Origin of the sequence: Kribbia dieselivorans NBRC 106261, from assembly GCF_001552435.1 — a bacterium.
Lineage (GTDB): Bacteria > Actinomycetota > Actinomycetes > Actinomycetales > Dermatophilaceae > Kribbia > Kribbia dieselivorans.
Genome location: NZ_BCRE01000119.1, coordinates 1 through 24,099 on the forward strand (window position 1 = coordinate 1; position 24,099 = coordinate 24,099).

Here is a 24,099-nt window from a genome sequence, read left to right on the forward strand (position 1 = left end):
CCCGAAACCATCACTCGGTGGGGGTGCTCGGCGGGGTGGGCGGGTCTCAGGGAGGTCTCAAAACTCCGTGGAAACATCCCGGGGCTGAAGTCAGCGCCGGACCCATGTATCCTTGCTAGCACGAATACACACACCCCGGGACCCGCTCCGCGGATTCGTCAAAGACGTCAGGCTTCAACCGGACGATCCGCGACGGTGACGCGATGCGCGCCCGCATGACGCACACAAGGGGGTCACGCCATGGGGCGCGGCCGAGCCAAGGCAAAGCAGACCAAGGTCGCACGGGAGCTGAAGTACTACTCCCCCGAGACCGACCTCGAGGCTCTCGCACGAGAACTGCACGGTGGCAACACCCGGCAGGGCACCTCACGCAGGTCGGATGATGACTCCACCGAGCCAGACGACGACCCGTACCAGGAGTGGGCTTCAGGGCAAGATTGACCTACGCCCCCAGCAAGCCCCGCTGCCGCGCCTGCGCCACAGCGTCCACCCGCGAATCAACCCCCAACTTGCCGTAGGCATGGGACAGGTGTGATTTCACCGTCGATTCGCTGATGAACAGCATGGCCGCCGCGTCCCGATTGGACGCGCCCGAGGCCACGGCAGCCAGGACCTCCCGTTCACGCTCCGACAGGTGAACGGGAGTCGTCTTGTCTGCGTCCATCTCCGCATCGGTCGCGGCAGGGCTCTCACCTCGGGCAGCAGCCCGGATCGACCTGATCACCTCGGTCGCGGTCCAGCCACCGCGCTCCGGGATGACGACGACGCGTGGGTGACCCGCCCGCGCCGTGATGGCGGCGATCGCCTCGGATGTCGACATCGGCGGGGGAAACCCCGCGTCTAGCAGCACGACGTCGGCGCGCCGGGCCACGGCCAGGGCGACCGCCTCCAGACCGCTGGTCGCCGTCGCGATGACGCTCATACCGCGCTCCGCCTCGACGACGGAGCGCAGCCCGGCCCGGCGGGGTTCGTGGCCATCGGCGACGAGAACCCGGATCATCGGCGTGTACTCGCCGTGTCAGCCGCGCGGGGCGAAGTCGTTGATGACCTGCACCGACCCGCCGTCGACGCCCTTGGCCCCCGAGACGACCTCGATCCCGTCGACGACCGGTGCGGCCGCGGCGTCGAAGACCTCGCCCATGACCCACGCGTCAATTCCCTTGGCGCGCAACGCGTTCAGTGCCACGTCGACCTGATCTGCGGCCACGACTGCGGCGAAGCCGACACCCATGTTGAGGGTGCGCTCGAGGTCAAGGGCGGGCACGCGGCCCAATTCACCGACGGTGGTGAACACCGCCGGCGGCGTCCACGTCGAGCGGTCGATCGAGGCGAACGTGCCCGGCGGCAGCACGCGCGCCAGGTTCGCGGCCAACCCGCCACCGGTGACGTGGCTGAGCGCCCGAATCTCCACCCCATCGACCCGCATGAGATCGAGCAGGTCGGCGCTGTACACCCGCGTCGGGGTGAGCAGCTCCTCACCAAGCGTGCGGCCGAACTCGTCGACGTGTCGGTCGAGCTCCCAGCCGGCCGACGCAATCACGCGCCGCACCAGTGAGTACCCGTTCGAGTGCAGCCCGGAGGACGCGAGCGCGAGGATGACATGCCCCGGCCGCACCCGCTGCGGCCCGAGGACCGCCGAACGCTCGACCACGCCGGTGGCGGCGCCGGCGACGTCGTACTCCTCCGGCCCGAGCAGACCGGGGTGTTCGGCCGTCTCCCCGCCGACAAGGGCCACGCGGGCCTGGGAGCACGCCTGCGCGATACCGGCGACGATCGCGGCGATGCGCTCGGGCACGACCGAACCGGTGGCGATGTAGTCGGTCATGAACAGCGGCTCCGCGCCGCACACGACGATGTCGTCGACGACCATGCCGACGAGGTCGAAGCCGATGGTGTCGTGGCGATCCAGCGCCTGGGCGATGGCGACCTTGGTGCCGACCCCGTCGGTCGAGGTCGCCAGCACCGGGTGGGCCATGTCCTTCAGGGCGGAGGCGTCGAACATGCCGGCGAATCCGCCCAGCCCGCCGACGACCTCAGGTCGGGTCGCGCGGGCGATCGACGCCTTCATCAACTCGACGGCCCGGTCTCCGGCTTCGACATCGACTCCAGCGGAGGCGTATGTGATGGGCTCGGGGCTGGTGGGCTCGTCGGTCACGCGCCCCAGCCTACCGGGGGCGCGCCCGAGTCACGGGCGGCGCACCGCCTCGGCCACGACGTCGGTCGCCGCCGCCCCCTCCAACGTGAACTTGCCGATGCGCCCATCCGTCGGCAGCGGGATCGGGTACTCACCGGTGAAGCACGCGGTGCACAGGGCGGAGCGCGGCTGCTCCGTCGCCGCGATCATGCCGTCCTCGCTGATGTACCCCAGCGAGTCCGCGCCGATCGACGAGCACACCTCCTCGACGGCCAGGCCCGTCGCGATGAGCTCGGCTCGCGAGGCAAAGTCGATGCCGTAGAAGCAGGGCCACCGCACCGGCGGCGACGAGATGCGCACGTGCACCTCGGCCGCACCGGCCTCGCGCAACATCTTGACGATGGCGCGCTGGGTGTTGCCGCGGACGATGGAGTCGTCGATGACGATGAGGCGCTTGCCCTTGATCGCGTGCTTGAGCGGGTTGAGCTTGAGCCGGATGCCCAGCTGACGGATCGTCTGGCTCGGCTGGATGAACGTGCGCCCGACGTAGGCGTTCTTGATCAACCCCTGGCCGTACGGGATCCCCGACTCCTGCGCGTACCCGATCGCGGCCGGGATCCCCGACTCCGGCGTCGGGATGACGAGGTCACCCTCGACCGGGTGCTCGCGCGCCAACTGCCGGCCCATCTCGACGCGCGCCTCGTGGATGGTCCGGCCACTGATCGTCGTGTCGGGGCGGGCCAGGTACACATACTCGAACACGCAGCCCTTGGGCTCCTTCGCCGCGAAGGTCTGGGTGCGCAGCCCGTCCTGGTCGATGGCGATGAACTCGCCGGGCTCGACCTCGCGCACGAACGACGCTCCGACAATGTCGAGGGCCGCGGTCTCGGAGGCGACGACCCAACCGCGCTCCGCCCGCCCGATGACGAGCGGGCGCACGCCGTGCGGGTCGCGGGCGGCATAGAGGGTGTGTTCGTCCATGAAGACGAGCGAGAACGCCCCGCGCAGCAGCGGGAGCACCTCGAGCGCGCGCTCCTCCACCGTTTTGCTCGGGTCGTCGGTCAGGAGCGCCGTGACGAGGGCCGTGTCGGTGGTGTTGCCCTGCTTGAGCTCACCGCGGCTGAAGACGTCATCGCCCCCGCGCGCGACGACGAGGTCACGCAGTTCGGCCGAGTTGACGAGGTTGCCGTTGTGGCCGAGTGCGACCGTCGAGCCCTCGTGACCGCCGAGGGTGGGCTGCGCGTTCTCCCACGTCACATCTCCGGTGGTCGAGTACCGGCAGTGGCCGATGGCGATGTGGCCCTTGAGGGTGCTCAGGTGCTTCTCGTCGAAGACCTGACTGACGAGCCCGAGGTCCTTGTAGACGAGGATGTGCTGGCCGTTGCTCGTGGCGATGCCGGCCGACTCCTGCCCGCGGTGCTGCAGGGCGTAGAGGCCGTAGTAGGTCAGTTTGGCGACATCCTCGCCGGGGGCCCAGACGCCGAAGACGCCGCATTCGTCCTGCGGGCCGGCGTCGTGGGGGTCGAGGGCCTGGGTCAGTCGTCCGTCTCCGCGAAGTGCCACGCCCTCCAGTGTCCCACGTCAGGCGCGGGGTGCGAACACCTCAGGCGTCGGGGTCGGACGGGGTCGCACCGGCCGGGCGCGGGGCCTTCTTCTCGGGCTTGCCGGCCACGAGCGCGGCGACGACGAGACCGATGATGCCACCGACCGCGGCGCCGGCGACGAGCATGTACCCCATGGCCGCGACCTCGGAGAACCCGGGCACCTGGTCGCCGAGCAGGCTGGTCAGACCGAAGGCAGCCGCGCCGAGCAGCACGCCGGTGATGATGAAACTCCAGGGGCGGGGTTCACGGGTTCGCATTGGGCTCACGATACCGGCCTCCCCTGAACGCCCCGGAGGCCGGAATGGTCAGGCCAGCGGCAGCAGGTGGGCGAGGTCGGTGCGCTGCCCGCTGACCCGAATGTCGCCGGTCTCGACGGCGTCGGCCCAGGTCCGCGCTCCGGTGGCCAGGGCGAGCCACGTCGCGGGGTCGGTCTCGACGACGGCAGGAGGAGTGCCACGCCGGTGGGTCGGGCCCGGCACGCATTGCGTCGCGCCCCACGGCGGCACGCGCACCTCGACGCTGCGACCGGGGGAACGGTGGGCGAGTTCTTCGAGCGTGTAGCGCACCGCGGTGGCGACGACGGCACGATCGGCGGAGCGCGGATCGGCGCGCCACGCGGTAAGCGCGGCCTGGCCGTCGGGTACGGCGATGCGACGGCGGGCAGGCATGGGCGGATCTTCGCAGATGGGCTGGTCCCGCAACACATCTGGCCCCGGGCCAGCGCGGTCGAACAGCAGGGGCCGAGCAATGGTCTCGGCGCACAACTGGCACACCGATATCGTGGAAACGGTCGAAACCGTGGAAATGTGGGAAGGAGGGGAGAACCATGACCATGAGCGAGAAGTACAAGCGCTTCGATGCCGCTGACTACCTGGAGAACCTCGACGACGTGGCCACGTTCCTCGAAGTCGCACTCGAGGACTCAACCGAGGATCCCAGCGCTCTTCCCCATGCCCTCGGCATCATCGCCCGTTCGCAGAACATGAGCGAACTTGCGCGACGCGTCGGGATGAGCCGCGATCGTCTGTACAAGGCCCTCTCCGACGAGGGAAACCCCACCTGGTCGACCATCCTGAAGGTCACCAATGCGCTCGGCCTTCGATTCGAGCTCCACGCGGTCGCGTGACCCGACACGAAGAGCGCGCGACACCCCCTGAGGCCGACACGGAAAGGTTCGGGTTCAGCCGCGATGAGCATGGGGGCGTCACGTTGCTCATCGGCGGCCACCCGCAGTCGTATGTCGACGTGGCCGACCCCGAGCACCTGGTCTTCGAGTACATGGCCCAGATCGCCGCGGTCCTCGACGCGCTCGCCCCACGCCCGCACCCGATCGGGGTCACGCACGTCGGCGGAGCGGCGCTGACCCTGCCCCGATGGGTGCACCACACGCGCCCCGGGTCGCCCCAGATCGTCCTCGAACCGGACGCCGCACTGACCGAAGTGGTGCGCCGCGAGGTGCCGCTGCCGCGAGGCCATCGGATCCGCGTACGGCCGGTGGACGGGCGCAGTGGCCTGACCGCGCTCAAGCCGGGCAGCGCCGACGTCATCATCATCGACGCGTACGCCGACGGCGCGGTGCCGGCCGAGTTGCAGACGCTGGAGTTCCTGCGCGACGGCGCCCGTGTGGTGCGCGACGGCGGCCTGTGGCTGATGAACCTCGCCGACGAACCGGGGCTGCGGCACGTCCTGCGCGTGGCCGCCGGCGCCCGCGACGCCTTCGGGCACGTCTCGCTCGTCGGCATGCACGAGGTGCTCAAGGGCCGACGGTTCGGCAACGTCGTTCTCGTCGCGAGCGGCGCTCCGCTCGATATCGACGAGATCAGGCGGCACGTCGCGCGGCTGGCCGTACCGACCGGGGTGTGGGACGAGCGCGAGGTGACCCGACGAATCTCCGGCAGGTCGGCGATCACGGACGTCGATGCCGTGCCCTCACCCACCGCGCCGGAGGCTGGGCGTTGGCGGGTGCGCTGAGGCACCTTCTCACGCAGGCCAAGTGGCCACATGCCGGACATCGGGCGACATGTGGGCGACGCCTTGGTGAACGCCGAGCGAACACTTGGCAACCAGAGGCATTCGCGGCGAAATCGCGGGGCACGATGACGGTGGCCTGCGCCCGGCGTGTGGCCGCCCCACCGAGTCAAAGGACGGAACACATGCGTTTGCACCGTACGGCCGCTGCGGCCGGCGTCGCTGCCCTGGTCGCGTCGGGAGTCACCGCACTCCCCGCCTCGGCCGCCCAGGAGCTGCCTGCCGGCCAGTCGATCAGCGCCACCCTCACCAAGGTCAGCCTGCTCAGCATCAACGACTTCCACGGCTACTTCAGCAACGACTTCGCCTGCACGCTCGTCACCGAGCAGCAGGCTCGTGGCGGAGCGTCGAAGGCCGCCTTCGTCTCGGCCGGTGACAACGTGGGCGGTTCCGCCTTCGCCTCGGCCGCGCAGAACGACCAGCCGACGATCGACTTCCTCAACGCGCTCGGGCTGCAGGCCTCCGCGGCCGGCAATCACGAGTTCGACCAGGGCTTCGCCGACCTCACCGGTCGCCTGACGCCGAAGTCGAACTTCCCGATCCTCGCGGCCAACGTGTACAAGAAGGGCACGACCGAGCCGGCGATGGAGGGGTACAAGGTCCTCGACGTCAACGGCGTCAAGGTCGGCTTCATCGGCGCGGTCACTCCCTCGACCGCCGCGAAGGTCTCCCCCGACGGCATCAAGACGATCGACTTCGGCAACGCCGTCGACGCTGTCAACCGCGTCGCCGACCAGCTGACCGACGGCAACGCCGCCAACGGCGAGGCCGACCTGCTCGTCGCCGCGTACCACGAGGGCGCCACGGTCTCCGGCAAGAACTACGCCGACACCAAGGCCTCGTCGACGCTGTTCGCCGACATGGCCGACAAGACCTCCGCCAAGGTGTCGGTCATCCTCAACGGTGACTCCCACCAGCAGTACCTCGTCGCCGGCCCCATCCCCGGTGGCGCCGGCGCCAACGACACCCGCCCGATCACGCAGTCGGGCAACTACGGCAGCCACGTCGGCGCGATCGACCTCGGTTGGGACGCGGCGGCGAAGAAGGTCGTCGAGTACAAGATGGCCAACGTCGCGCGCATCAAGCCGGCCGACGCCGACTACACCGCCAAGGTCGCCGCGTGCGAGACCAACCCGGCCTACACCAATGCCAAGACGATCGCCGACGCCGCCAACGCTGCGGCCGCCGAGATCGGCAAGCAGGAGATCGGTGAGGCCACCGCCGACATCACCCGCGCCAACCTCGGCGCCGACCGCACCACCGAGTCGGCGCTGAGCAACATGATCGCGCAGTCCTACCTGGACAGCCTCGCCAAGCACCAGTTCGGCAACGCCACGATCGGTGTCATGAACCCCGGTGGCGTGCGCGCCGACCTGCTCAAGGGCAAGCTCACCTACAAGCAGGCCGCCGACATCATGCCGTTCAACAACATCGTCAAGACCGTCGATGTGACCGGAGCGCAGTTCAAGGCGATCCTCGAGGAGCAGTGGAAGTCGCCCGAGGCCGCCCCGGCCCGCGCCGCGTACCTGCAGCTCGGCCTGTCCAAGAACGTGACCTACACGTTCGACCCGGACGCCGCCTTCGGCTCGCACATCACGTCCATCACCGTCGACGGCCAGCCGATCAACCCGACCAAGACGTACAACATCGCGTCCAACAACTTCCTCCTCGAGGGCGGCGACGGCTTCGTGACGTTCGCCAAGGGCACCAACCTCAAGGACTCCGGCCTCGTCGACATGTCGCTGTTCGTCGAGTGGATCAAGGACAAGAGCCCGCTCACCCCGGACTTCACCAAGCACGCCCTGGCCGTCTCCCCGTCGCTGCCGGCCACGGCCAAGCCCGGTGACCGCCTCACCTTCTCCGTCTCGAGCCTGAACATGACCAGCGCCGGCGCCCCGGTCGCCACGCAGGTCACCGCCAAGCTCGGTGGCCAGACCGTCGGCACCTTCGACGCCAGCGCCGTGACGCTGAACGGCACGCCGAACCGTCCGGGCAACGCGACGATCCAGGTCACCATCCCGCAGAACGTCACTGGCGGAGCGCAGTACCTCGAGATCTCGTGGAACGGCAGCACCGCGCTCCTCCCGATCACGATCACCCTGCTCGACCAGAGCGCCACCCCGGTCCCCGGCATCAGCGGCACCGCCCGTGTCGGCAGCAAGCTCACCGCCCGCCCCGGCGCCTGGGACGCCGGCGTGACGAAGTCCTACCAGTGGCTGCGCAACGGCGCCGCCATCGCGGGTGCGACCAAGTCGACCTACACCCTGACCGCGGCCGACGCCGGCGCGAAGGTCTCCGTGGCCGTCACCGGCACCAAGGCCGGCTACACCACCGTCACGAAGACCAGCACCACCCGTACCGTTGCCAAGGGCATCCTCACCGGTGCCAAGCCGAAGATCACCGGCACGAAGAAGGCCGGCAGCACGCTCAAGGTCGTCCGTGGCACCTGGAAGCCGTCCGGCATCTCCTTCTCCTACCGCTGGTACTCCAACGGCAAGGCGATCTCCGGCGCGACGAAGTCCTCCTACAAGGTCTCGACCGCCCAGCGTGGCAAGCGCATCACGGTCAAGGTGACCGGTCGCAAGGCGGGCTACATCACCAAGAGCAAGACCAGCGCCCCGGTGGGCATCGCCCGTCGCTGACCCCACCCCACCCCCACGCGGGTCGAGGTGCAGGAGGACCTTGTAGCGCCCTTCTGCACCTCGAACCGCGGGAGGGTGGCACCTCGAACCGCGGAGCAGAGCACACAACGAAGGCCGCCGACCCACTCGGGTCGGCGGCCTTCGTCGTCGCGACCCAGTCCGGCACTTTGCTCATGTTGCGTCACCTACGGACAAACTGGATCGTACGCCCCAGTCACGCAAGATGAGCGAAGTCGGCGAGGGGGACGCGGGAGCCCGCCCCCACCCGGGTCGAGGTGGGGGCGGGCCTTGGAGGGCCCTCCTGGACCTCGAACCGCGGGGAGGGGGGCCGGGGTCAGGCGACGTGCACGCGCGCGTTGCGGAACATCCGCAGCCAGGGGCTCTCCGCGCCCAGCGGCCCGTCCGTCCACGACATCTGCGCATTGCGGGCCACCCGCTCCGGGTGCGGCATCATCGCGGTGAACCGCCCATCGGGCGTCGTCACGGCCGTCAGCCCGTCCGGTGAACCATTCGGGTTGAACGGGTACGCCACCGCCGGCTCACCGTGGTGATCGACGAACCGCAACGCCCGCTCCACCACCGTCAGATCACCACGCGCCGAGAAGTCCGCCCGACCCTCACCGTGCGCCACGGCGATCGGCAACCGCGACCCGACCATCCCGCCGAAGAAGATCGACGGAGAATCGAGCACCTCCACCTGCGTCAACCTCGCCTCGTACTGCTGCGAGACATTGCGCGTGAACCGCGGCCACGCGTCCGCCCCCGGGATCAGCTCCGCCAACGCCGCGAACATCTGGCACCCGTTGCAGATGCCCAACCCGAACGTGTCCGGGCGCGCGAAGAACGCGGAGAACTGCTCGGTCAGCGCCGACGAGAACAGCACCGACCGCGCCCACCCCTCCCCCGCGCCGAGCGTGTCACCGTACGAGAACCCACCGGCGGCCACGAGCCCGACGGCCTGCGACAGGTCGAATCGCCCCGCCTGCAGGTCCGTCATGTGCACGTCGAACGTGTCGAATCCGGCCCGATCGAACGCGAACGCCGTCTCCACATGGCTGTTCACACCCTGCTCGCGCAGCACCGCCACCACCGGCCGCGCCCCGCTGTTGATGTACGGAGCCGCGATGTCATCGCTCGGATCGAACGTCGGCGACACCGTCAACCCAGGATCGTCGTCAGCCCCGACGGCGGCGTGCTCCTGACCGGCACATTCCGGGTTGTCACGCCCCACGGCGATCCGCCACGACACCTCGTCCCACACCTGCGCGAGGTCACGCACCGACTCGTCCAACGCGCGCACCCCGGCGATCCGCACCCGCACCCGCCGGTCACCGTTCGTGTGCCCCACGACCCCGCTGATCGCCGCCAACCCATGCGCGGCCAACACCTCCAGCGCCTCCTCACCACGCTCGACCGGCACCCCGAGCACGACCCCGAGCTCCTCGGAGAACAGCCCGGCCAGCGAGTCGACCGTCAGGTCCACCCCCGTCGCACCGGCGAACGCCATCTCGGCGGCCGCCGCCCACAGCCCGCCATCCGAACGATCGTGGTACGCCGTGACCAACCCGGCCCCGCGCAACTCCGTCAATGCCGCCGCCAACGCCACCAGGCGACTCGGGTCGTCAAGATCGGGCACGACATCCCCGAACTGCCCGGTGACCTGGGCAAGCATCGAGCCACCCAACCGGTCGGCACCGGCGCCCAGATCGACGAGCAGGAGCGCCGAATCGGCCCGCAGTTGCGGCGTCCACGTGCCCGAGATGTTGGGCAGCGACGCGAACGCCGACACGACCAACGACACCGGGCTGGTCACCTGCTTGACCTCACCGGAGTCCGGATCGGTCCAGCGCGTGCGCATCGAGAGTGAGTCCTTGCCGACCGGCACCGAGATGCCCAGCGCCGGGCACAACTCCATCGCCACGGCGTACACGGTGTCGTACAGCGCCGCGTCTTCCCCCGGCTCACCACACGCGGCCATCCAGTTGCACGACAATTTGACCCGATCCAACGCCGGAATCGGCGCGGCCAGCAGGTTCGTCAACGCCTCCCCCACGGCCATCCGCCCCGATGCCGGAGCGTCGATCGCCGCCAACGGGAACCGCTCACCACTGGACATGGCCTGGCCCGCGAGACCGGTGAAGTCCGACAGCGTCACCGCCACGTCTGCCACCGGCACCTGCCACGGCCCGACCATCTGGTCGCGGTGGTTCAGGCCGCCGACGGTGCGGTCGCCGATGGTGATGAGGAACCGCTTGCTCGCCACCGTCGGGTGACGCAGCAGGTCGTAGGCGACGGTGCGCAGGTCGAGGCCGGAGAGGTCGAGCGGCGGGGCCGTGCGGGCCACGCGCGTGACGTCGCGGGTCAGTCGCGGCGGCTTGCCGAGCAGCACGTCCATGGGCATGTCGATCGGCGTCTGCGCCGGGTCAGTCGGCTGATCCGGCCCGGGCGTGACGACCAGACGCGCGTCGTCGGCGGCGACTCCGACAATCGCGGCCGGGCAGCGCTCCCGTTCGCACAACGCGAGGAACGACGTCAGGCTCTCCGGCGCGATCGCGAGCACGTACCGCTCCTGCGACTCGTTCGACCAAATCTCCTTCGGTGCCAGCCCCGACTCCTCCAGCGGCACCGCGGAGAGGTCGAACCGCGCTCCGAGACCGGCGTCGTCGACGAGTTCGGGGAAGGCGTTGCTCAGTCCACCCGCGCCGACGTCGTGGATCGCCAGGATCGGGTTGTCCGCGCCGGCGGCCCAGCAGTGGTTGATGACCTCCTGGGCGCGGCGTTCGATCTCGGGGTTGCCGCGTTGCACGGAGTCGAAGTCGAGGTCGGCGGCGTTCGTGCCGGCGGCCATCGACGACGCCGCGCCGCCGCCCATGCCGATGCGCATGCCCGGGCCGCCGATCTGCACGAGCAGCGTGCCGGCCGGGAATGCGATCTTCTCGGTCATCTCGGCGCTGATCGACCCGAGGCCGCCGGCGCTCATGATCGGCTTGTGGTAGCCGCGGCGGATGCCGTCGACGGTCTGCTCATAGACCCGGAAGAACCCGCCCAGGGCCGGGCGGCCGAACTCGTTGTTGAACGCGGCCGCGCCGATCGGGCCGTCGGTCATGATCTCGAGGGGGGTGGCGATGTGGTCCGGAGCGCCGTACGGCTCGGTCTCCCACGGCTCGTGCGTGCCGGGCAGGTGCAGGTTGGAGACGGCGAAGCCGGTCAGGCCGGCCTTGGGCTGCGAACCGCGCCCGGTGGCGCCCTCGTCGCGGATCTCGCCGCCGGCGCCGGTCGCCGCGCCGGGGAACGGCGAGATCGCGGTCGGGTGGTTGTGCGTCTCGACCTTCATCAGCACGTGCACCTCGCCGTCACGGGCGCAGTACTTGCTCGGCCCGGTGGCGTGTTCGGGCAGCCAGCGGGTGATGGGGCCACCCTCGATGACCGAGGCGTTGTCCTTGTAGGCGACGACCGTGCCCTGGCCGGCGACGGCCTCGGTGTGGCGGATCATGCCGAAGAGGGTGCGTTCCTGGGCGACGCCGTCGACGATGAAGTCGGAGTTGAAGATCTTGTGTCGGCAGTGCTCGGAGTTCATCTGCGCGAACATCATCAGCTCGACGTCGGTGGGGTTGCGCGCCAGGCCGGTGAACGCGCCGGTGAGGTAGTCGACCTCCTCGTCGGAGAGCGCCAGGCCGTACGTCGTGTTCGCCTCGACCAGGGCGTCGCGGCCCCGACCGAGCACGTCGATGTGTGCCATCGGTTCGGCGTCGCGCTCGTCGAAGAGAGCGGCGGCGTCGGCGCGGTCGACGAGCACGGTCTGGGTCATGCGGTCGTGCAGCGCGGCCGCGGCGGCGTGCCACTGCGCTTCGGTCAGCGCGGGGCCGTCGAGGCGGTACTCGGTGACCCGCTCGACGCGGTGGATGTCGATGCCGCAGTTGTGGGCGATGTCGGTGGCCTTGCTCGCCCACGGCGAGATCGTGCCCAGGCGCGGCGCGACGACGATGAGGGCGCCGGGGTCGGCGGCCGGGTTGTCGCTGCCGTTGCCGCGCGGCGGGGCGATCGGATCGCCGTACGTCAGGAGTCGCGCGACCGTCTCGCCGGTTTCGGGGGTCATCTCGGTGGCGCTGTGCACCCAGTGGACGAACTGGCCGCGCACGCCGGTCACCTGCGGCACGACGGCCTGGATTGTGGCCAGCAGGGTGGGGGCGAGGTGACCGGGCAGGGCGTCGCCGCCCTCGACGACCGTCAGGGTTCCGGCGCGGGACACGGGCGCTCCTTGGTTGGGGGGTGAACAGGGTGAGTCTATCGACGCTCGGAGACGCGCTCGGCCGCCGCAGACCTGGCCCGCTCGCCGAAGTTGTTGAGGTTCGCCGAAACCAAGAGCAACACCACAACCTTGCAACCAGGTGTGCGCGTGTTGCGGATTTGCAACGCCTCCCTACACTGGTCACATGAACCTTGCGGAGCGCATCTCGACCCTGCGCCGCGCGAACGGGCTGAGTGCCCGTCAGCTCGCGGCGCTGGTCGACGTCGCTCCGACGACCGTCACCCGGATCGAGGCCGGCCAGGTCAGCCCGTCGTTCAACTTGGCGCAGGAGATCCTCGCCGTCCTGGGCGAGCCGATCGGATTCACCGGGACAGCGGACGTGAACGCGATCGCCGCCGCGCGGCTGGCGCTCGATCCGACGCTCGGCCTCGAGGTAACGCAGGGTGTCGATGCGTGGCGGCAGCGCTGGGCTCGGATCGGACTCATCGACGTGACGGGTGGCGCAATCAACGGCATGGAAGCCGATCTGATGTTTCGGGCAGGCAGGGCTGCGCGCCTCACTCGTCGTCCGGGTGCCGTCGACTTCAAGGCAGGGCCGACTGCCTACGACATTGCGGAGGCTCTCGGGACCGCGACCATTGAGTACGCCGTGACAGGCGATACCGGCGCGAACCGTTACCGCTCCGGCGCAGGAGAGGCTTGGCCGGTCGTCTATGTCGAAGACGTCGAACGAACGGCCGAAGCCGCCGGCCTCACCCTTAGGGAGCCCGGCTCGTTCGGGATGCGGGTCACGCTGATCCCATTCGACGGCGTCAGCGAACTCGGGCGGACCACGATCGATGGCATCACAGTCGTTGAACGCGACCAGGTTGTCATCGACGCTTACGGCGGCATCGACCGCATGGCTGAGCAGGCCGACATCCTCCTGGGGCGACGGGTGGCGTGACGGAGTTCTGGCACCCCACGGGCTTTCGGGAACGGGGAGCCGTGCGAAGTCGAGTGGACGGCCGGGGTCTTGCGTGACCCGGTGAGCGTGGAGCGCGCCAAGCTGGCCTTTGACACCTTTGTCGACCTGGCGGAGATCGACCGCGTCTTCGACCTGCGGGTCCGCGCATTTCCCCTCTGAGAGCCGCCACCGCCACCGCCACCGCCACCGCCCGGACGCACTTCCGGGTCGGAGCGGCCTCGCCCGAGTCGTAGCGACTTGACAACGGCTCGCCGCTGCCGGCACCTGTGGATGAGCACCGAGGCGCCCCGGCCCCCGGTTCGAGGTATTCCGGGGCGGGATTCCGCCGCGGAATACGTCGAACCGGGGGAGGGTGCCAGTGAGGTTGACCCCGTTGGGTGGACATCCTGACCGCCAGGTTCGGCCTGGCAGGAGAGGATGCCCCTCATGGGTGCCAAGAGGAAGAGTTACACCCCGAAGTACCGGCAGGATGCTGCTCGTCTGGTGATCGATACCGGGCGGACGATCGCGGAGGTCGCCCGCGAGATCGGGGTCGGGGAGCAGTTGCTGGGCCGGTGGGTGGCCATCGAGCGGGCCCGGATGGACGACCCGCCTGGGGCCCTGGACGTTGACGAGCGGGCCGAGTTGGAGCGGTTGCGCCGCGAGGTCGCCGAGCTGCGGATGGACCGGGAGTTCCTGAAAAAAGCAGCGGCCTTCTTCGCCACGGAGAACTCGAACCCGAGCAGGCGTTCGCAGTGATCGAGGTGGAGAAGGCCACCTACACCGTGTCGCGGATGGCGCACCTGCTGGGCGTGTCCCGCTCGGGTTACTACGCCTGGGCCGCCCGCCAGGGTGCCGAGCCGGGGCCACGCGCCGCGCGGCGGGCCGACCTGACGGTCAAGATCAAGGTGGCCCATGACGCCTCCGACGGGGTCAACGGCGCTCCCCGGATCCTGGCCGACCTGCGCGAGGCCGGTGAGGTCGTCTCCCGCAAGACGGTCGCCAAGCTCATGCAGGAGAACGAGATCCGTGGGATCAGCCCCAGGCCCTGGCGCCCGGTGACGACGCTGCCGGACCCCAACCCGCACTCGATCCCGGACCTGGTGGCGCGCCGGTTCGACCGCGGTGAGTTGAACGCCGTGTGGACCTCCGACATCACCTACCTGGCCACCGGGCAGGGCTGGTTGTACCTGTGCGCGGTCCGTGACGGGTGCTCCCGCCGGGTCATCGGGTACGCCTTCGCCGACAACCTGCACACCGACATCGTCGAGACCGCGCTACGCCGCGCGGTGACGTTCCGGGACGGGGACACCACCGGGGTGATCTTCCATGCGGACAGGGGCTGTCAGTACACCTCGGCACAACTCGCCCAGGCCGCGCAGGACCTGGGCGTGCGCCTGTCCGTGGGACGGACCGGGGTGTGCTGGGACAACGCCCAGCAGGAGAGCTTCTGGTCGACCCTGAAGACCGAGTTCTACGACCGGCACCACTTCGCCACCCGCGCCGAGGCGATCACCGCCGTCAGCACCTGGATCGAGACCGTCTACAACCGCCGCCGGCGGCACAGCGCCCTCGGGCAAATCGACCCGGTAGCCTTCGAACACCAACTCACCACAGTGGCCGACCAAGCCGCCTAACCGATGTCCACGAAACAGGGTCAACCCCAGCAACGCGGCTCTTCGCCGTTGAGTGTGGGGTCATAGGTTGAGGCCGCCTCCGATGAGGAGCATTCGGAGTCGGTAGTTGTCGCGGTTGCGGAAGCCGCGGGCGATGCGTCGGTGGAGTTCGATCAGTCCGTTCATCGCTTCGGTGCCGCCGTTGCTCGCGCCGTGGGTGTCGAAGTAGCCGAGGAACTCGGTGCGCCATCGGCGTAGGGTCTTGCCCAGGCGGGCGATTTCGGGGATGGGGCAGGTGTGGAAGGTGTCGATGATCTTCTCGGCGACGGCGCGTCCTGCGGCGTGGTTGTCTTGGTGGTAGGCCGAGCGGAGCTGCTGTGCGCACAGCCACGCGACTTCGACCTCGATGTGGCGTTCGTCGGCTGCCCACGCCGCTGCCAGGCGTGTTCGCTGGCGCTGGGTCAGGTTTTCTTGGCCGGCGCGCAGGATGTTGCGGATCCGGTAGAGCGGGTCGTCCTTGCGGCCGCGGTGTCCGTGGATCTGCTGCTGGACCCGTCGACGGACCTCATCAGTGGCTGTTGTGGCGAGTTTGACTACGTGGAACGCGTCCAGGACCGAGCGGGCGTCCTCGAGTTGGTCATCGATCGCGTTCTTGTACCCGTGGAACGGGTCCAGTGTCGCGACCTCGATCCCCTTCCTGAATGCCTCGCCGCGGGCGGTGAGCCAATCCTTGTACGCCGCGCCGGAGCGGCCCGGGACGAGGTCGAGCAGCCGAGCCTTGGTGTGCCCGTTGGCGTCGCGGGTCAGGTCGACCATCCCGGTCAGTTCCTTCGGACCGCGCCCACCGTGCTCGATGGGCCTGGTCGATACGTGATGCCACACGTGCTCGTCGACCCCGAGGACGGGCTTGTCAAGTTTTCTGTGTAAGTGTTGTGGGTCACATTGGGGTTTAGAGGTGGTTGTTGATGCGGTCGGGGTAGATGAGGGCGAGTTCGCCGAGGGCGGCTTTCCAGCCTTGGATGACGGAGCCTTCGACGAGTTTGCCGGGGGCCTTGCGGGGGGTGCCCTTGGGCAGGCCGGCTTCTTTGGCGCGTTCGCGGGCGCGTTTGTCCTCGATGTTGCGGATGGCCAGCCAGAGGAGTTTGACCGCGGCGGCGTCGTTGGGGAAGTGGCCGCGGTTCTTGATGATCTTGCGTAGCTGGTAGTTCAAGGATTCGATGCTGTTGGTGGTGTAGATGACCTTGCGCAGGGCGGGCCCGAACGCCAGGAACGGCGTGAACCGGTCCCAGGCGTCCTCCCAGGAGCGGACCGCGGCGGGGTACTTCCTGCCCAGTTTCGAGTCGGTGAACTCGGTCAGGGCCAGCAACGCGGCGTCCTCGTTGGCCGCGGTGTAGATCGGGCGCAGCGCTGCCGCGACGGCCTTGCGATCGCCGTAGGACACGAACCGCATCGACGCCCGGATGAGGTGGACCACGCAGGTTTGGACCAGCGCGCCGGCCCAGGTGGCCTCGATGGCCTCGGGGAACCCGCTCAGCCCGTCGCAGCACACGATCAGGACGTCCTTGACACCGCGGTTGGCCAGTTCGGCGCACACGCCGGCCCAGAACTTCGCGCCCTCACTGGCTTGGACCCAGATGCCCAGGACGTGCTTGATCCCGTCCATGTCGACGCCGACGGCGATGTGCGCGGCCCGGTTGGTCACGTGCGCGCCGTCACGGATCTTGACCACCAGGGCGTCGAGGTAGATCACGGGGTAGAACGCCTCCAACGGGCGGGTCTGCCACGCGGTGACCTCCTCGGCCACGGCGTCGGTGACCTTGCTGATCGTCTCGTGGGACATCTCGGTGCCCAACGTGGCCGCGAGGTGGTGCTGGATGTCGCGGATCGTCATCCCGCCGGCGTACAGGGAGATGATCATGTCCTCCAGCCCGCCCAGACGCCGCGCGCCCTTGGGCACCAGCGCCGACGCGAACGTCGAGTTGCGGTCCCGTGGCTGGTCCAGGGAGATGTCCCCGACCTCGGTGCCCACGGTATTGGGCGAGGTGCCGTTACGGGAGTTGCCCGACCCGTGCCCGATCCGCTCACCCTTCTCGTACCCCAGGTGATCGGTCAACTCGGCCTGCATCCCCCGCTCGAGGACGGCCTTGATCATCTCGGGCAGGAACCCGCCATCACCGGTCAACGCGACACCACGCTCATCCGTGGCGGCCATCAACCGATCCAGCATCGCATCGTCGAACAACTCCCGACGCAACCGGCGAGCCTCCGGCTCAACAGCATCCTTCTTCGCCTTGGTCATGGTCACAGTCAATCTCCTTCGATCAGAGACCCCCACTTACACAATCCATTTGACACGCCCCCGAGGGGACGGCGACCCCCTCGAAGCGGGAGGGGTCAGCGTCGGCAGCCGCCAGCAGGGGCCGGATCGACTCCCACACGGTGCGCCAGCCCGTGCCCAGCTGTCGGCGGATCCCGTTGACGCTGGCGTGTTCACGGCGGATCTGCTCGATCGCCCACCGGCACGCCCGCGTTGTCAACAACGCCCGCGGAGGCACCACCGCCTCGTCCTGCTCGACGAACGACCCCATGTCACAGACCGGTTCAAGGCAGATCCAGCGGCGCTTGCGCCAAATGATCCACACCGGCCGGCCGAACGCCGGCGCGTCGACCAGACGCACGTCCACCCGGCCGTGACCGGCAGCGATGACACCGCAGGAACGGCAACCCATCGGCTCCGCCTCGGACTCCACCGTCACGATCAGCCGGTCACGCCCGTCCCGATCGACCCCGACCACGTGCAGGCCGGCCAAGCCAACCAGCACGTCACAACGGTCGCAATAATCGCCGCCAACACGACAGCACAACGTAGGCTCAGACATCGTCGAGGTCCTTCGTGATCAGGAGAGGTAGAAGTCCTCTGATCATCAAGGGCCTCGACGCCTTCCACCCTCACCCACCCACCGGCGCGTCGCACTCACCCCACACTCATCGGCGAAGAGCCAGCAACGCCAGGCCAGCGAGAACCGAGGGTCCGTTGAGACGCATGCAGCCACACCAACTGGCCGGAATCGACTCACAGGTTGCCTCGGGCAACTTCTACAAACAGATTCGCCGAGCAAGTCGGTTGGACCGGGTCGATCACCTGGTTTCGCGAGCACGCCGCCGGTTGCATGCTGAACACCGGCCGGTCGACCCGTTCGGACCGGCTTATCCGGCTGGCTGGGGACACGGCGATACCCGGAAGGACCCCGGGGTCCGCGTGGCGCGATCAAGCGGGTCGCCGATCAGCACGGCTTCATCCCGAAGCGCTGCGGAACTGGGTCCGCAGGCCGAGATCGACGGCAGCGTCAGAGCTGAGACCACGAGTGACGATGCGCTGCGGCTGGCCGAGTTCAAGCGTGAGGTCCGTGAGCTGCGTGGGGCCAACTAGATGAAGACCTCCGCGGCCTCTTTCGCGGCCGCGGGAGCTCGACCGCAAGATCCAGTAGAGGTGCCCACCGCACCAAGAAGCGGCCACTGTCGGCACGCCCTGTGTGGGACAACGGTCTTCCCGGCCAGTTCGTGGTTGACGGAGGCACCGCCCAGCAGCGCTGCATGGTCAGCGGCATCCAACCAGACGCCACCGAGGAGGACGTCATCGGCGACCGGCGATCACTCCCCCGCGAGATGCTCACTGAGAGTCGTGCGCCGAGTTGCCGACCACGCGCCGAGGGCGGCCCCTCCGACGGATAGTGCGACCACCGCCACGATGAACGTCACCGGGGGATCCCAGACAATCGCCGTTGATGGCATGGTCGCCACCAGCGCAGCCAAGGCCGCACCACAACTGAGCAGGGCAAGAGCGAGTCCGGTGACCACCGGCACCCCCACGTACCCGGCGATGACCCGCCCAAAGAAGCTTCCCGGCACGCCGACGGCACTCAAGGCGGCCGATTGCCCGCGCAGGTCGTTGGCCACGGCGCGCGCCGACAGCGACGCCACCACGGCACCGAGCAGTGCCAGCAGGCCGGTGCCCCAACTGAGTGCCGGAGGGATGGTTCCGGGCGTCGGAGCGACGAAGGCCCAGACATAGGCCGAGTCGTAGCCGTAGACGTGTGCGGCTGCGTCCGCACTCGCGGACTGCTCCCGGGTGAGATCGGTGTAGATGAATCCGCTGCGCCACGCCCCGCCGGCGAGTACCTGGGCCGTCTCGTCCAGCACGAGACCCGACACCCGTTGCGACCATTCCGGCGCCATGTCCACCTGAGCTGCTTCCACGGGCACGCTTCGACCACGTGGGGTGAACAACTGCATCTGCTCAGCCGCAGGTGGCTCGGCGGTGAGCACCCCGCCGCTTTCGAGAACACCACGCTGCCGCTCTGTCAGGGGATGACTCAGCCACCGCTCCACATCGCCAACGGAGTCGGCGCTCCACACCGGATTCGACCCATCGCGCAACTCGAGGAAGGCGTCATTGCCCGGCAGATGCACCTCGATGGGGTCGCCCAAGTCGGCCCGCGCCTCGAACGCCGATCGGATCTCAGCAGGGACACCGCGGTCATTCACGGGGGAAAGCATGACCTGACCCTCCGGAATCTTGGCATAGGTGCTCTCGTTGTCCGCGGTCAACGCCGACGTCAGCACGGTGGCCACTCCGACGGAGAGCCCGATGGACACGGTGACCAACCCGGCCACGGCCAAGGCCCGACCTCGGGTGCGTGAGAGGATCCTGGAACTCAACAGCCGGTCGAACGAGCTGGCCGCTGGAGTTGCAGTGGCCCGCTGCAACACCGGCGGGATGACGACCGTAGACAAGAGCACCGCACCCATCACCGTGATCGAGGCCGATTCTGGCCCAGGCTCCTGCCTCAACCCAAAAACCAGGATGACCAGGCCAGCCACCGGCACACCCGGCGTCAGACCGGTCAGGACACGCGACGCCCAACGCCACACCATGGCCGCCACGACATCCACCTGTTCCTGGTGCGTACCCAGTACGGCGGCCAGGACGGACACTGCCAGGCCCACGACCAGACACCATGCAAAGAACGCGTAGGGCACCTCCCACGGACCCAGCGGTTGAGTCAGGACCGATGGCAGGATCAGCCGCGCGATCGCACCAAGCAGCAGCCCGACCACGGCGCCACAGATGGTCGCGCCAACGGTGAGGAGAGCAGTCGCTGCCATCGCTGCCGCCTGACCGACTGTGCGCGAAACACCCACCAAGCCAAGAAGTCGCGACATCCGCGAAAGATGCATGCGCACGCTGAGAAGCACCACGATACCGACCGCCAGCGGCAGCAACCACCGCGGAAACACGGCCAACAGCGGATACCGATCAATGGGGCTACGCGCCGGTCTCTCAAGCAGCGCCTCACGGCGCACCAGGGTCGATTCATCTCCCAATTCTTCAGGGTCACCCCCGCCTGTCGAAGTGCCGGCTAGCGCATCGATGACGTCAGCGTCCGTGCCTCCAGTCCAGTACGCCAACGGAGCAGCGCTTTCTGTGGGGAACCGCTCGGCCAAATCATCTGGCAGCCAGGCCCACGTCCCTGAGGCGGCCAGCACCCGGCTACTCCGCGTGGCGTACCGGTCCTCGACCCTCCCCACCACACGCAACTCGGCTTGCCCGGACAGCATCGAGACCCTCGAGCCCAAACCACTGGCAGCCGTGACCGCAACCTCACCAGGTCGGGTCGGCCATCGCCCCTCCACCAACACATACCGACCAGCGAACGGCAGTTGTGACCAAGGGCCCTCCTGGTAGAACGACCACGACCCATCGGGGTGGGTCAACGTGGCCTGCAACCCAATCCAGCCCCGCCCGCCGGCACGTCCCAAACTGGTGGCCAGTGGAGTGATCGCATCCGTTCCCGGTGCCACGCTCGTCCCCCAGCTGGTCATCCTGTCCGCTACACCCAAGTCGCGCTCAATGCGCTGCGAAGGAGTCAACGACGTCGACGACGCCACGATCAGCAGCACGGTCAGCAACGCCGTCGTCACGCCGAGGAGCGTGGTAGCACGGCGCAACGACCGATTCCGCACCATCCCCGTGGCAATGAGCCGCGGCCCCAGCCACTTTCCCCTCACGCCGCAGCCACCAACCGGCCGTCCCGCATCCCCAGCACACGAGTGGCGTACTCGCGCACCATCTCGTCATGGCTGACAACCAACACGGCCACCCCGGACCCGGCCAGACCCCTCAGCAGGTCGAACACGTCCGCAGAGTTTCGACTATCCAACGCACCGGTCGGTTCATCCGCAAGCAGTACGCGTCGCCCACCGGCCATGGCCCGCGCGATCCCCGCGCGCTGCCGCTGCCCACCACTCATCTGCCTCGGAAATCGGTCGGCACACTCGATGATTCCCATACGGTCCAACGCCTCGCGCGCCATCACGCGCGGGTCTAGCGTGGACCCTGACCGCAGGCTCAGGGGCAAGGCGACGTTCTCCACACACGTCAGGTCCTCCAACAGGTTGTCGGCCTGGAAGACGACACCCATATCCAACAGGCGCATACGGGTACGTTCCGCGGCGCTTTGCCCCACCAGATCCCGACCGAGCACCTCGATGTGTCCGCCATCCGCTTGAAGGAGACCACCAATCAGCGACAGCAACGTGCTTTTGCCGCACCCACTGGGACCCATCAACGCCACCATCTCGCCAGCATCGGCGTGTAGCGTCACATCATCGACCGCGCGAACCTTCTCCGGACCACTACGGTAGGTTTTCGTCACACCGCGCACGGCGACTGCCGCCTCAACCGCCACCGACTGTCCCGGGCCAGCGTCAGCGGTGAGTGACCGCTCTCTGTCCATTAGTTCGAGCCCCTTCCACCAACCGACACGCCAGGCAGTCAGCAGGCATCGTTCATTCGCCAAGACGACATAGTGTCATTGGACAACCAGCCGACATAACTAGACTCTCGCTGGGCCAACATGTTGTGGCATGCACCGCCACCACTTGCGTCTTCGTACCACGCGCCGTTTCGCGTCCGACTCGGGTTCTCCCACGAGGTCATGACATCGTTGTCACCGTTGGACACATTCGTCAGGCCGCTCCCCTCCCACTTGTACTTGAACATGCCCACCCAGTTCGCGTCCACGTACACGCAGGCGCGATACCCGTTGGTTGCGGACCGCGTGCAAAGGCTGTTGCCGGCCACGGCGGAGGTACTCACCAGTGAGACGCTGAGCGCCGCAATCGCCGTCCATGCCATCATCGTCAACTTCATTGTCGACTCCCCTCAAGGTAAATGTGCGTATTCGTTGCGAACGGTCACCATGATGCCATCGCCGCAGGATCCGAGTAGTGAACGCGACGTGAAACCTTCCTGAACTTCACCTGAACGGGTCACCGCCCGCTGGGCGGTTCGCCTCAGAACTGTTGGCCGGTCAGTCGCTCGTAGGCCTCGATGTACTTGGTGCGGGTCTGATCGACGACGCGGGCCGGAAGCGCCGGTGGCGCATTGTCGCCGCCCCGGTCCCAACCGGACTCCGGCGAGGTCAACCAGTCACGCACGAACTGCTTGTCGAAACTCGGCTGCGAGTGGCCGGGCTCCCACTGGTCGGCCGGCCAGAAACGCGAGGAGTCCGGCGTGAGCACCTCATCGGCCAACAGCACCGTGCCATCGGGGCGCGTGCCGAACTCGACCTTCGTGTCCGCCAGGATGATGCCCCGCTCACGAGCAATCTCATTGCCGCGCTGGAGAATCGCAATCGTGACGTGCCCTTGTCGGGTGGGTGACTCGTCGCTATGCTGTCGGCGTTTCGAGTCAGAGTTCATCAACGAGGGTCGAGCATGGGGGAGATCATGAATATTGGGGTTGTTTCGAGGGTTCTCGCTGCGGTTGCGGCATTGGGGGGTGCGGTGGCGCTGAGCGCGACGAGTGCCGTGGCTGCGGGGGAGGAGATCCTTCCAACCTGACTCGTGCCACGTGAGCTGATTTGGCTGGTCTGGGTGGCGTAGTTGCTGGTCAGCGGCCTGCGGGTGGCTGGGATGACACACCCCGGTCTGCGGGTAGTGTCGCGTGTCGTGGTGTTCGTGCGGAAGTCTCCTGGTCGTTCGGGCAGCACGAAGGTCCAGATCGCTGAGCGCCGGGCCGGTCGTGATGTGGTGCTGGAGCATGTCGGGACGGCGCGGTCCGAGGCCGAGTTGGCGGTGTTGATGGCCGAAGCGCGGCGCCGGCTGCGGCCGGGCCAGGACGCGTTGGACCTGACCCTGAGCGATAGCGACAACGGGGAAGGGACCGCGGCCCGGCCCGGGGTGATCACGAGTAAGTCCAGCGCGCTGTTGTGGCAGGTGCTGACCAGCGCGTATGGCCGGCTCGGGTTCGACACCCTCGAGGACGCAGCGTTCGAGCAACTGGTGCTGGCGCGGTTGGTGGAGCCGACGAGCAAGGCCGATTCGCTGCGGGTCCTGGACGAGGTTGGTGTCGAGCATGCCTCGCTGCGCACGATGTTCCGTACGTTGAAGCGGGCCGGTGCTGGCCAGTACCGCGACGTCATCGCCACGCGCTGCTTCGCCCACGCCGCCACGCACGGTGATGTAACCCTGTGCCTCTATGACGTGACGACGCTCTATTTCGAGGCTGAACACGAGGACGACCTGCGCAAGGTCGGGTTCAGCAAGGAACGCCGGGTCGATCCTCAGGTCGTGATCGGGCTTCTGGTCGACCGGCACGGGTTCCCGCTTGAGATCGGCTGCTTCGAGGGCAACAAGGCCGAGACGACCACGATCATCCCCATCGTCAACGCCTTCCAGGCTCGCCACGGCCTGGCCGACATGGTCGTCGTCGCCGACGCGGGAATGCTGTCGGCGACGAACCTGCGCGAGTTGGACGACGCGAATCTGCGGTTCATCGTCGGTTCCCGCGTGACCAAGGCACCCACCGACCTGGAG

At 68.2% G+C, this 24,099-nt stretch carries 18 protein-coding genes and 2 pseudogenes; 7 read left to right on the top strand and 13 right to left on the bottom strand.

Annotated features, from left to right (window positions below; genetic code table 11):
• Window positions 1–240 precede the first annotated feature (240 nt).
• Window positions 241–441 (top strand): DUF3073 domain-containing protein, encoded by a 201-nt coding sequence (locus tag KD1_RS10475; protein ID WP_068401604.1) that lies wholly within the window; start codon window positions 241–243, stop codon window positions 439–441.
• A 1-nt stretch (window position 442) separates the two neighbouring features.
• Here KD1_RS10475 and KD1_RS10480 read toward each other — a convergent pair whose 3' ends face one another.
• Genes KD1_RS10480 through KD1_RS10500 form a run of 5 tightly spaced genes read right to left on the bottom strand, consistent with a single transcriptional unit; the run spans window position 443 to window position 4,406 of the window.
• Window positions 443–1,000 (bottom strand): response regulator transcription factor, encoded by a 558-nt coding sequence (locus KD1_RS10480; protein WP_068401607.1) that lies wholly within the window; start codon window positions 998–1,000, stop codon window positions 443–445.
• 18 nt (window positions 1,001–1,018) lie between these two features.
• Window positions 1,019–2,155, bottom strand: coding sequence for a phosphoribosylformylglycinamidine cyclo-ligase (purM, locus tag KD1_RS10485; protein WP_068401610.1), 1,137 nt, complete (start codon window positions 2,153–2,155; stop codon window positions 1,019–1,021).
• A gap of 30 nt (window positions 2,156–2,185) precedes the next feature.
• Window positions 2,186–3,697: an amidophosphoribosyltransferase gene (gene purF, locus KD1_RS10490; protein ID WP_068401613.1), complete on the bottom strand. Its 1,512-nt coding sequence runs from the start codon at window positions 3,695–3,697 to the stop codon at window positions 2,186–2,188.
• Window positions 3,698–3,737: 40 nt separating this feature from the next.
• Window positions 3,738–3,995 carry a hypothetical protein gene (locus KD1_RS10495; protein ID WP_068401616.1) on the bottom strand — a complete coding sequence of 86 codons (258 nt, stop codon included), beginning with the start codon at window positions 3,993–3,995 and terminating at the stop codon, window positions 3,738–3,740.
• A 48-nt stretch (window positions 3,996–4,043) separates the two neighbouring features.
• Window positions 4,044–4,406 carry a sterol carrier family protein gene (locus KD1_RS10500; protein WP_068401619.1) on the bottom strand — a complete coding sequence of 121 codons (363 nt, stop codon included), beginning with the start codon at window positions 4,404–4,406 and terminating at the stop codon, window positions 4,044–4,046.
• Window positions 4,407–4,564: 158 nt separating this feature from the next.
• On the opposite strand from KD1_RS10500, the gene KD1_RS10505 reads away from it, so the two are divergent.
• The 3 genes from KD1_RS10505 (at window position 4,565) to KD1_RS10515 (ending at window position 8,408) form a co-directional block, all read left to right on the top strand.
• Window positions 4,565–4,864 (top strand): addiction module antidote protein, encoded by a 300-nt coding sequence (locus KD1_RS10505; protein ID WP_068401622.1) that lies wholly within the window; start codon window positions 4,565–4,567, stop codon window positions 4,862–4,864.
• The gene (locus KD1_RS10510) at window positions 4,861–5,709 is read left to right on the top strand and encodes a spermidine synthase (protein WP_245627364.1); all 849 of its coding nucleotides are present in this window, start codon (window positions 4,861–4,863) and stop codon (window positions 5,707–5,709) included. Before KD1_RS10505 ends, KD1_RS10510 begins: the two co-directional genes overlap by 4 nt.
• Window positions 5,710–5,891: 182 nt before the next feature.
• The gene (locus KD1_RS10515) at window positions 5,892–8,408 is read left to right on the top strand and encodes a 5'-nucleotidase C-terminal domain-containing protein (RefSeq protein ID WP_068401631.1); all 2,517 of its coding nucleotides are present in this window, start codon (window positions 5,892–5,894) and stop codon (window positions 8,406–8,408) included.
• A 334-nt stretch (window positions 8,409–8,742) separates the two neighbouring features.
• Here KD1_RS10515 and purL read toward each other — a convergent pair whose 3' ends face one another.
• Complete coding sequence (gene purL, locus KD1_RS10520) at window positions 8,743–12,657, bottom strand: phosphoribosylformylglycinamidine synthase (RefSeq protein ID WP_068401636.1); 3,915 nt, start codon at window positions 12,655–12,657, stop codon at window positions 8,743–8,745.
• Window positions 12,658–12,841: 184 nt separating this feature from the next.
• Between purL and KD1_RS10525 the strand changes: the two genes are divergently transcribed.
• Together KD1_RS10525 and KD1_RS10535 are read left to right on the top strand one after the other, a co-directional pair.
• Window positions 12,842–13,603, top strand: a complete 762-nt coding sequence (locus KD1_RS10525) for a helix-turn-helix transcriptional regulator (RefSeq protein WP_068401639.1) — start codon at window positions 12,842–12,844, stop codon at window positions 13,601–13,603.
• 438 nt (window positions 13,604–14,041) lie between these two features.
• Window positions 14,042–15,240, top strand: a protein-coding gene (locus KD1_RS10535) for an IS3 family transposase (protein WP_370670755.1) whose coding sequence is annotated in 2 segments (ribosomal slippage) — window positions 14,042–14,303 and window positions 14,303–15,240 — 1,200 coding nt in all. Because the reading frame shifts where the segments join, the coding sequence is not laid out codon by codon here.
• A 60-nt stretch (window positions 15,241–15,300) separates the two neighbouring features.
• Here KD1_RS10535 and KD1_RS10540 read toward each other — a convergent pair.
• The 7 genes and pseudogenes from KD1_RS10540 to KD1_RS17370 form a co-directional block, all read right to left on the bottom strand.
• Window positions 15,301–16,128, bottom strand: a pseudogene (locus KD1_RS10540) (ISL3 family transposase); the annotation flags it as partial.
• A 40-nt stretch (window positions 16,129–16,168) separates the two neighbouring features.
• The gene (locus KD1_RS10545) at window positions 16,169–17,446 is read right to left on the bottom strand and encodes an IS256 family transposase (protein WP_370670756.1); all 1,278 of its coding nucleotides are present in this window, start codon (window positions 17,444–17,446) and stop codon (window positions 16,169–16,171) included.
• A 94-nt stretch (window positions 17,447–17,540) separates the two neighbouring features.
• The gene (locus KD1_RS10550) at window positions 17,541–18,041 is read right to left on the bottom strand and encodes a helix-turn-helix domain-containing protein (RefSeq protein ID WP_245627365.1); all 501 of its coding nucleotides are present in this window, start codon (window positions 18,039–18,041) and stop codon (window positions 17,541–17,543) included.
• Window positions 18,042–18,870: 829 nt separating this feature from the next.
• Window positions 18,871–21,201 (bottom strand): hypothetical protein, encoded by a 2,331-nt coding sequence (locus tag KD1_RS10555; RefSeq protein ID WP_157073297.1) that lies wholly within the window; start codon window positions 21,199–21,201, stop codon window positions 18,871–18,873.
• An 83-nt stretch (window positions 21,202–21,284) separates the two neighbouring features.
• Window positions 21,285–21,968, bottom strand: a complete 684-nt coding sequence (locus KD1_RS10560) for an ABC transporter ATP-binding protein (RefSeq protein WP_068401647.1) — start codon at window positions 21,966–21,968, stop codon at window positions 21,285–21,287.
• An 86-nt stretch (window positions 21,969–22,054) separates the two neighbouring features.
• Window positions 22,055–22,432: a hypothetical protein gene (locus tag KD1_RS16845; protein ID WP_169795380.1), complete on the bottom strand. Its 378-nt coding sequence runs from the start codon at window positions 22,430–22,432 to the stop codon at window positions 22,055–22,057.
• A gap of 143 nt (window positions 22,433–22,575) precedes the next feature.
• A pseudogene (locus KD1_RS17370) lies at window positions 22,576–22,920 on the bottom strand (phosphoribosylaminoimidazolesuccinocarboxamide synthase); the annotation flags it as partial.
• 312 nt (window positions 22,921–23,232) lie between these two features.
• On the opposite strand from KD1_RS17370, the gene KD1_RS10575 reads away from it, so the two are divergent.
• Window positions 23,233–24,099, top strand: an 867-nt coding sequence (locus tag KD1_RS10575; RefSeq protein WP_441768675.1) for an IS1634 family transposase, incomplete at its 3' end; no start/stop codon positions are given.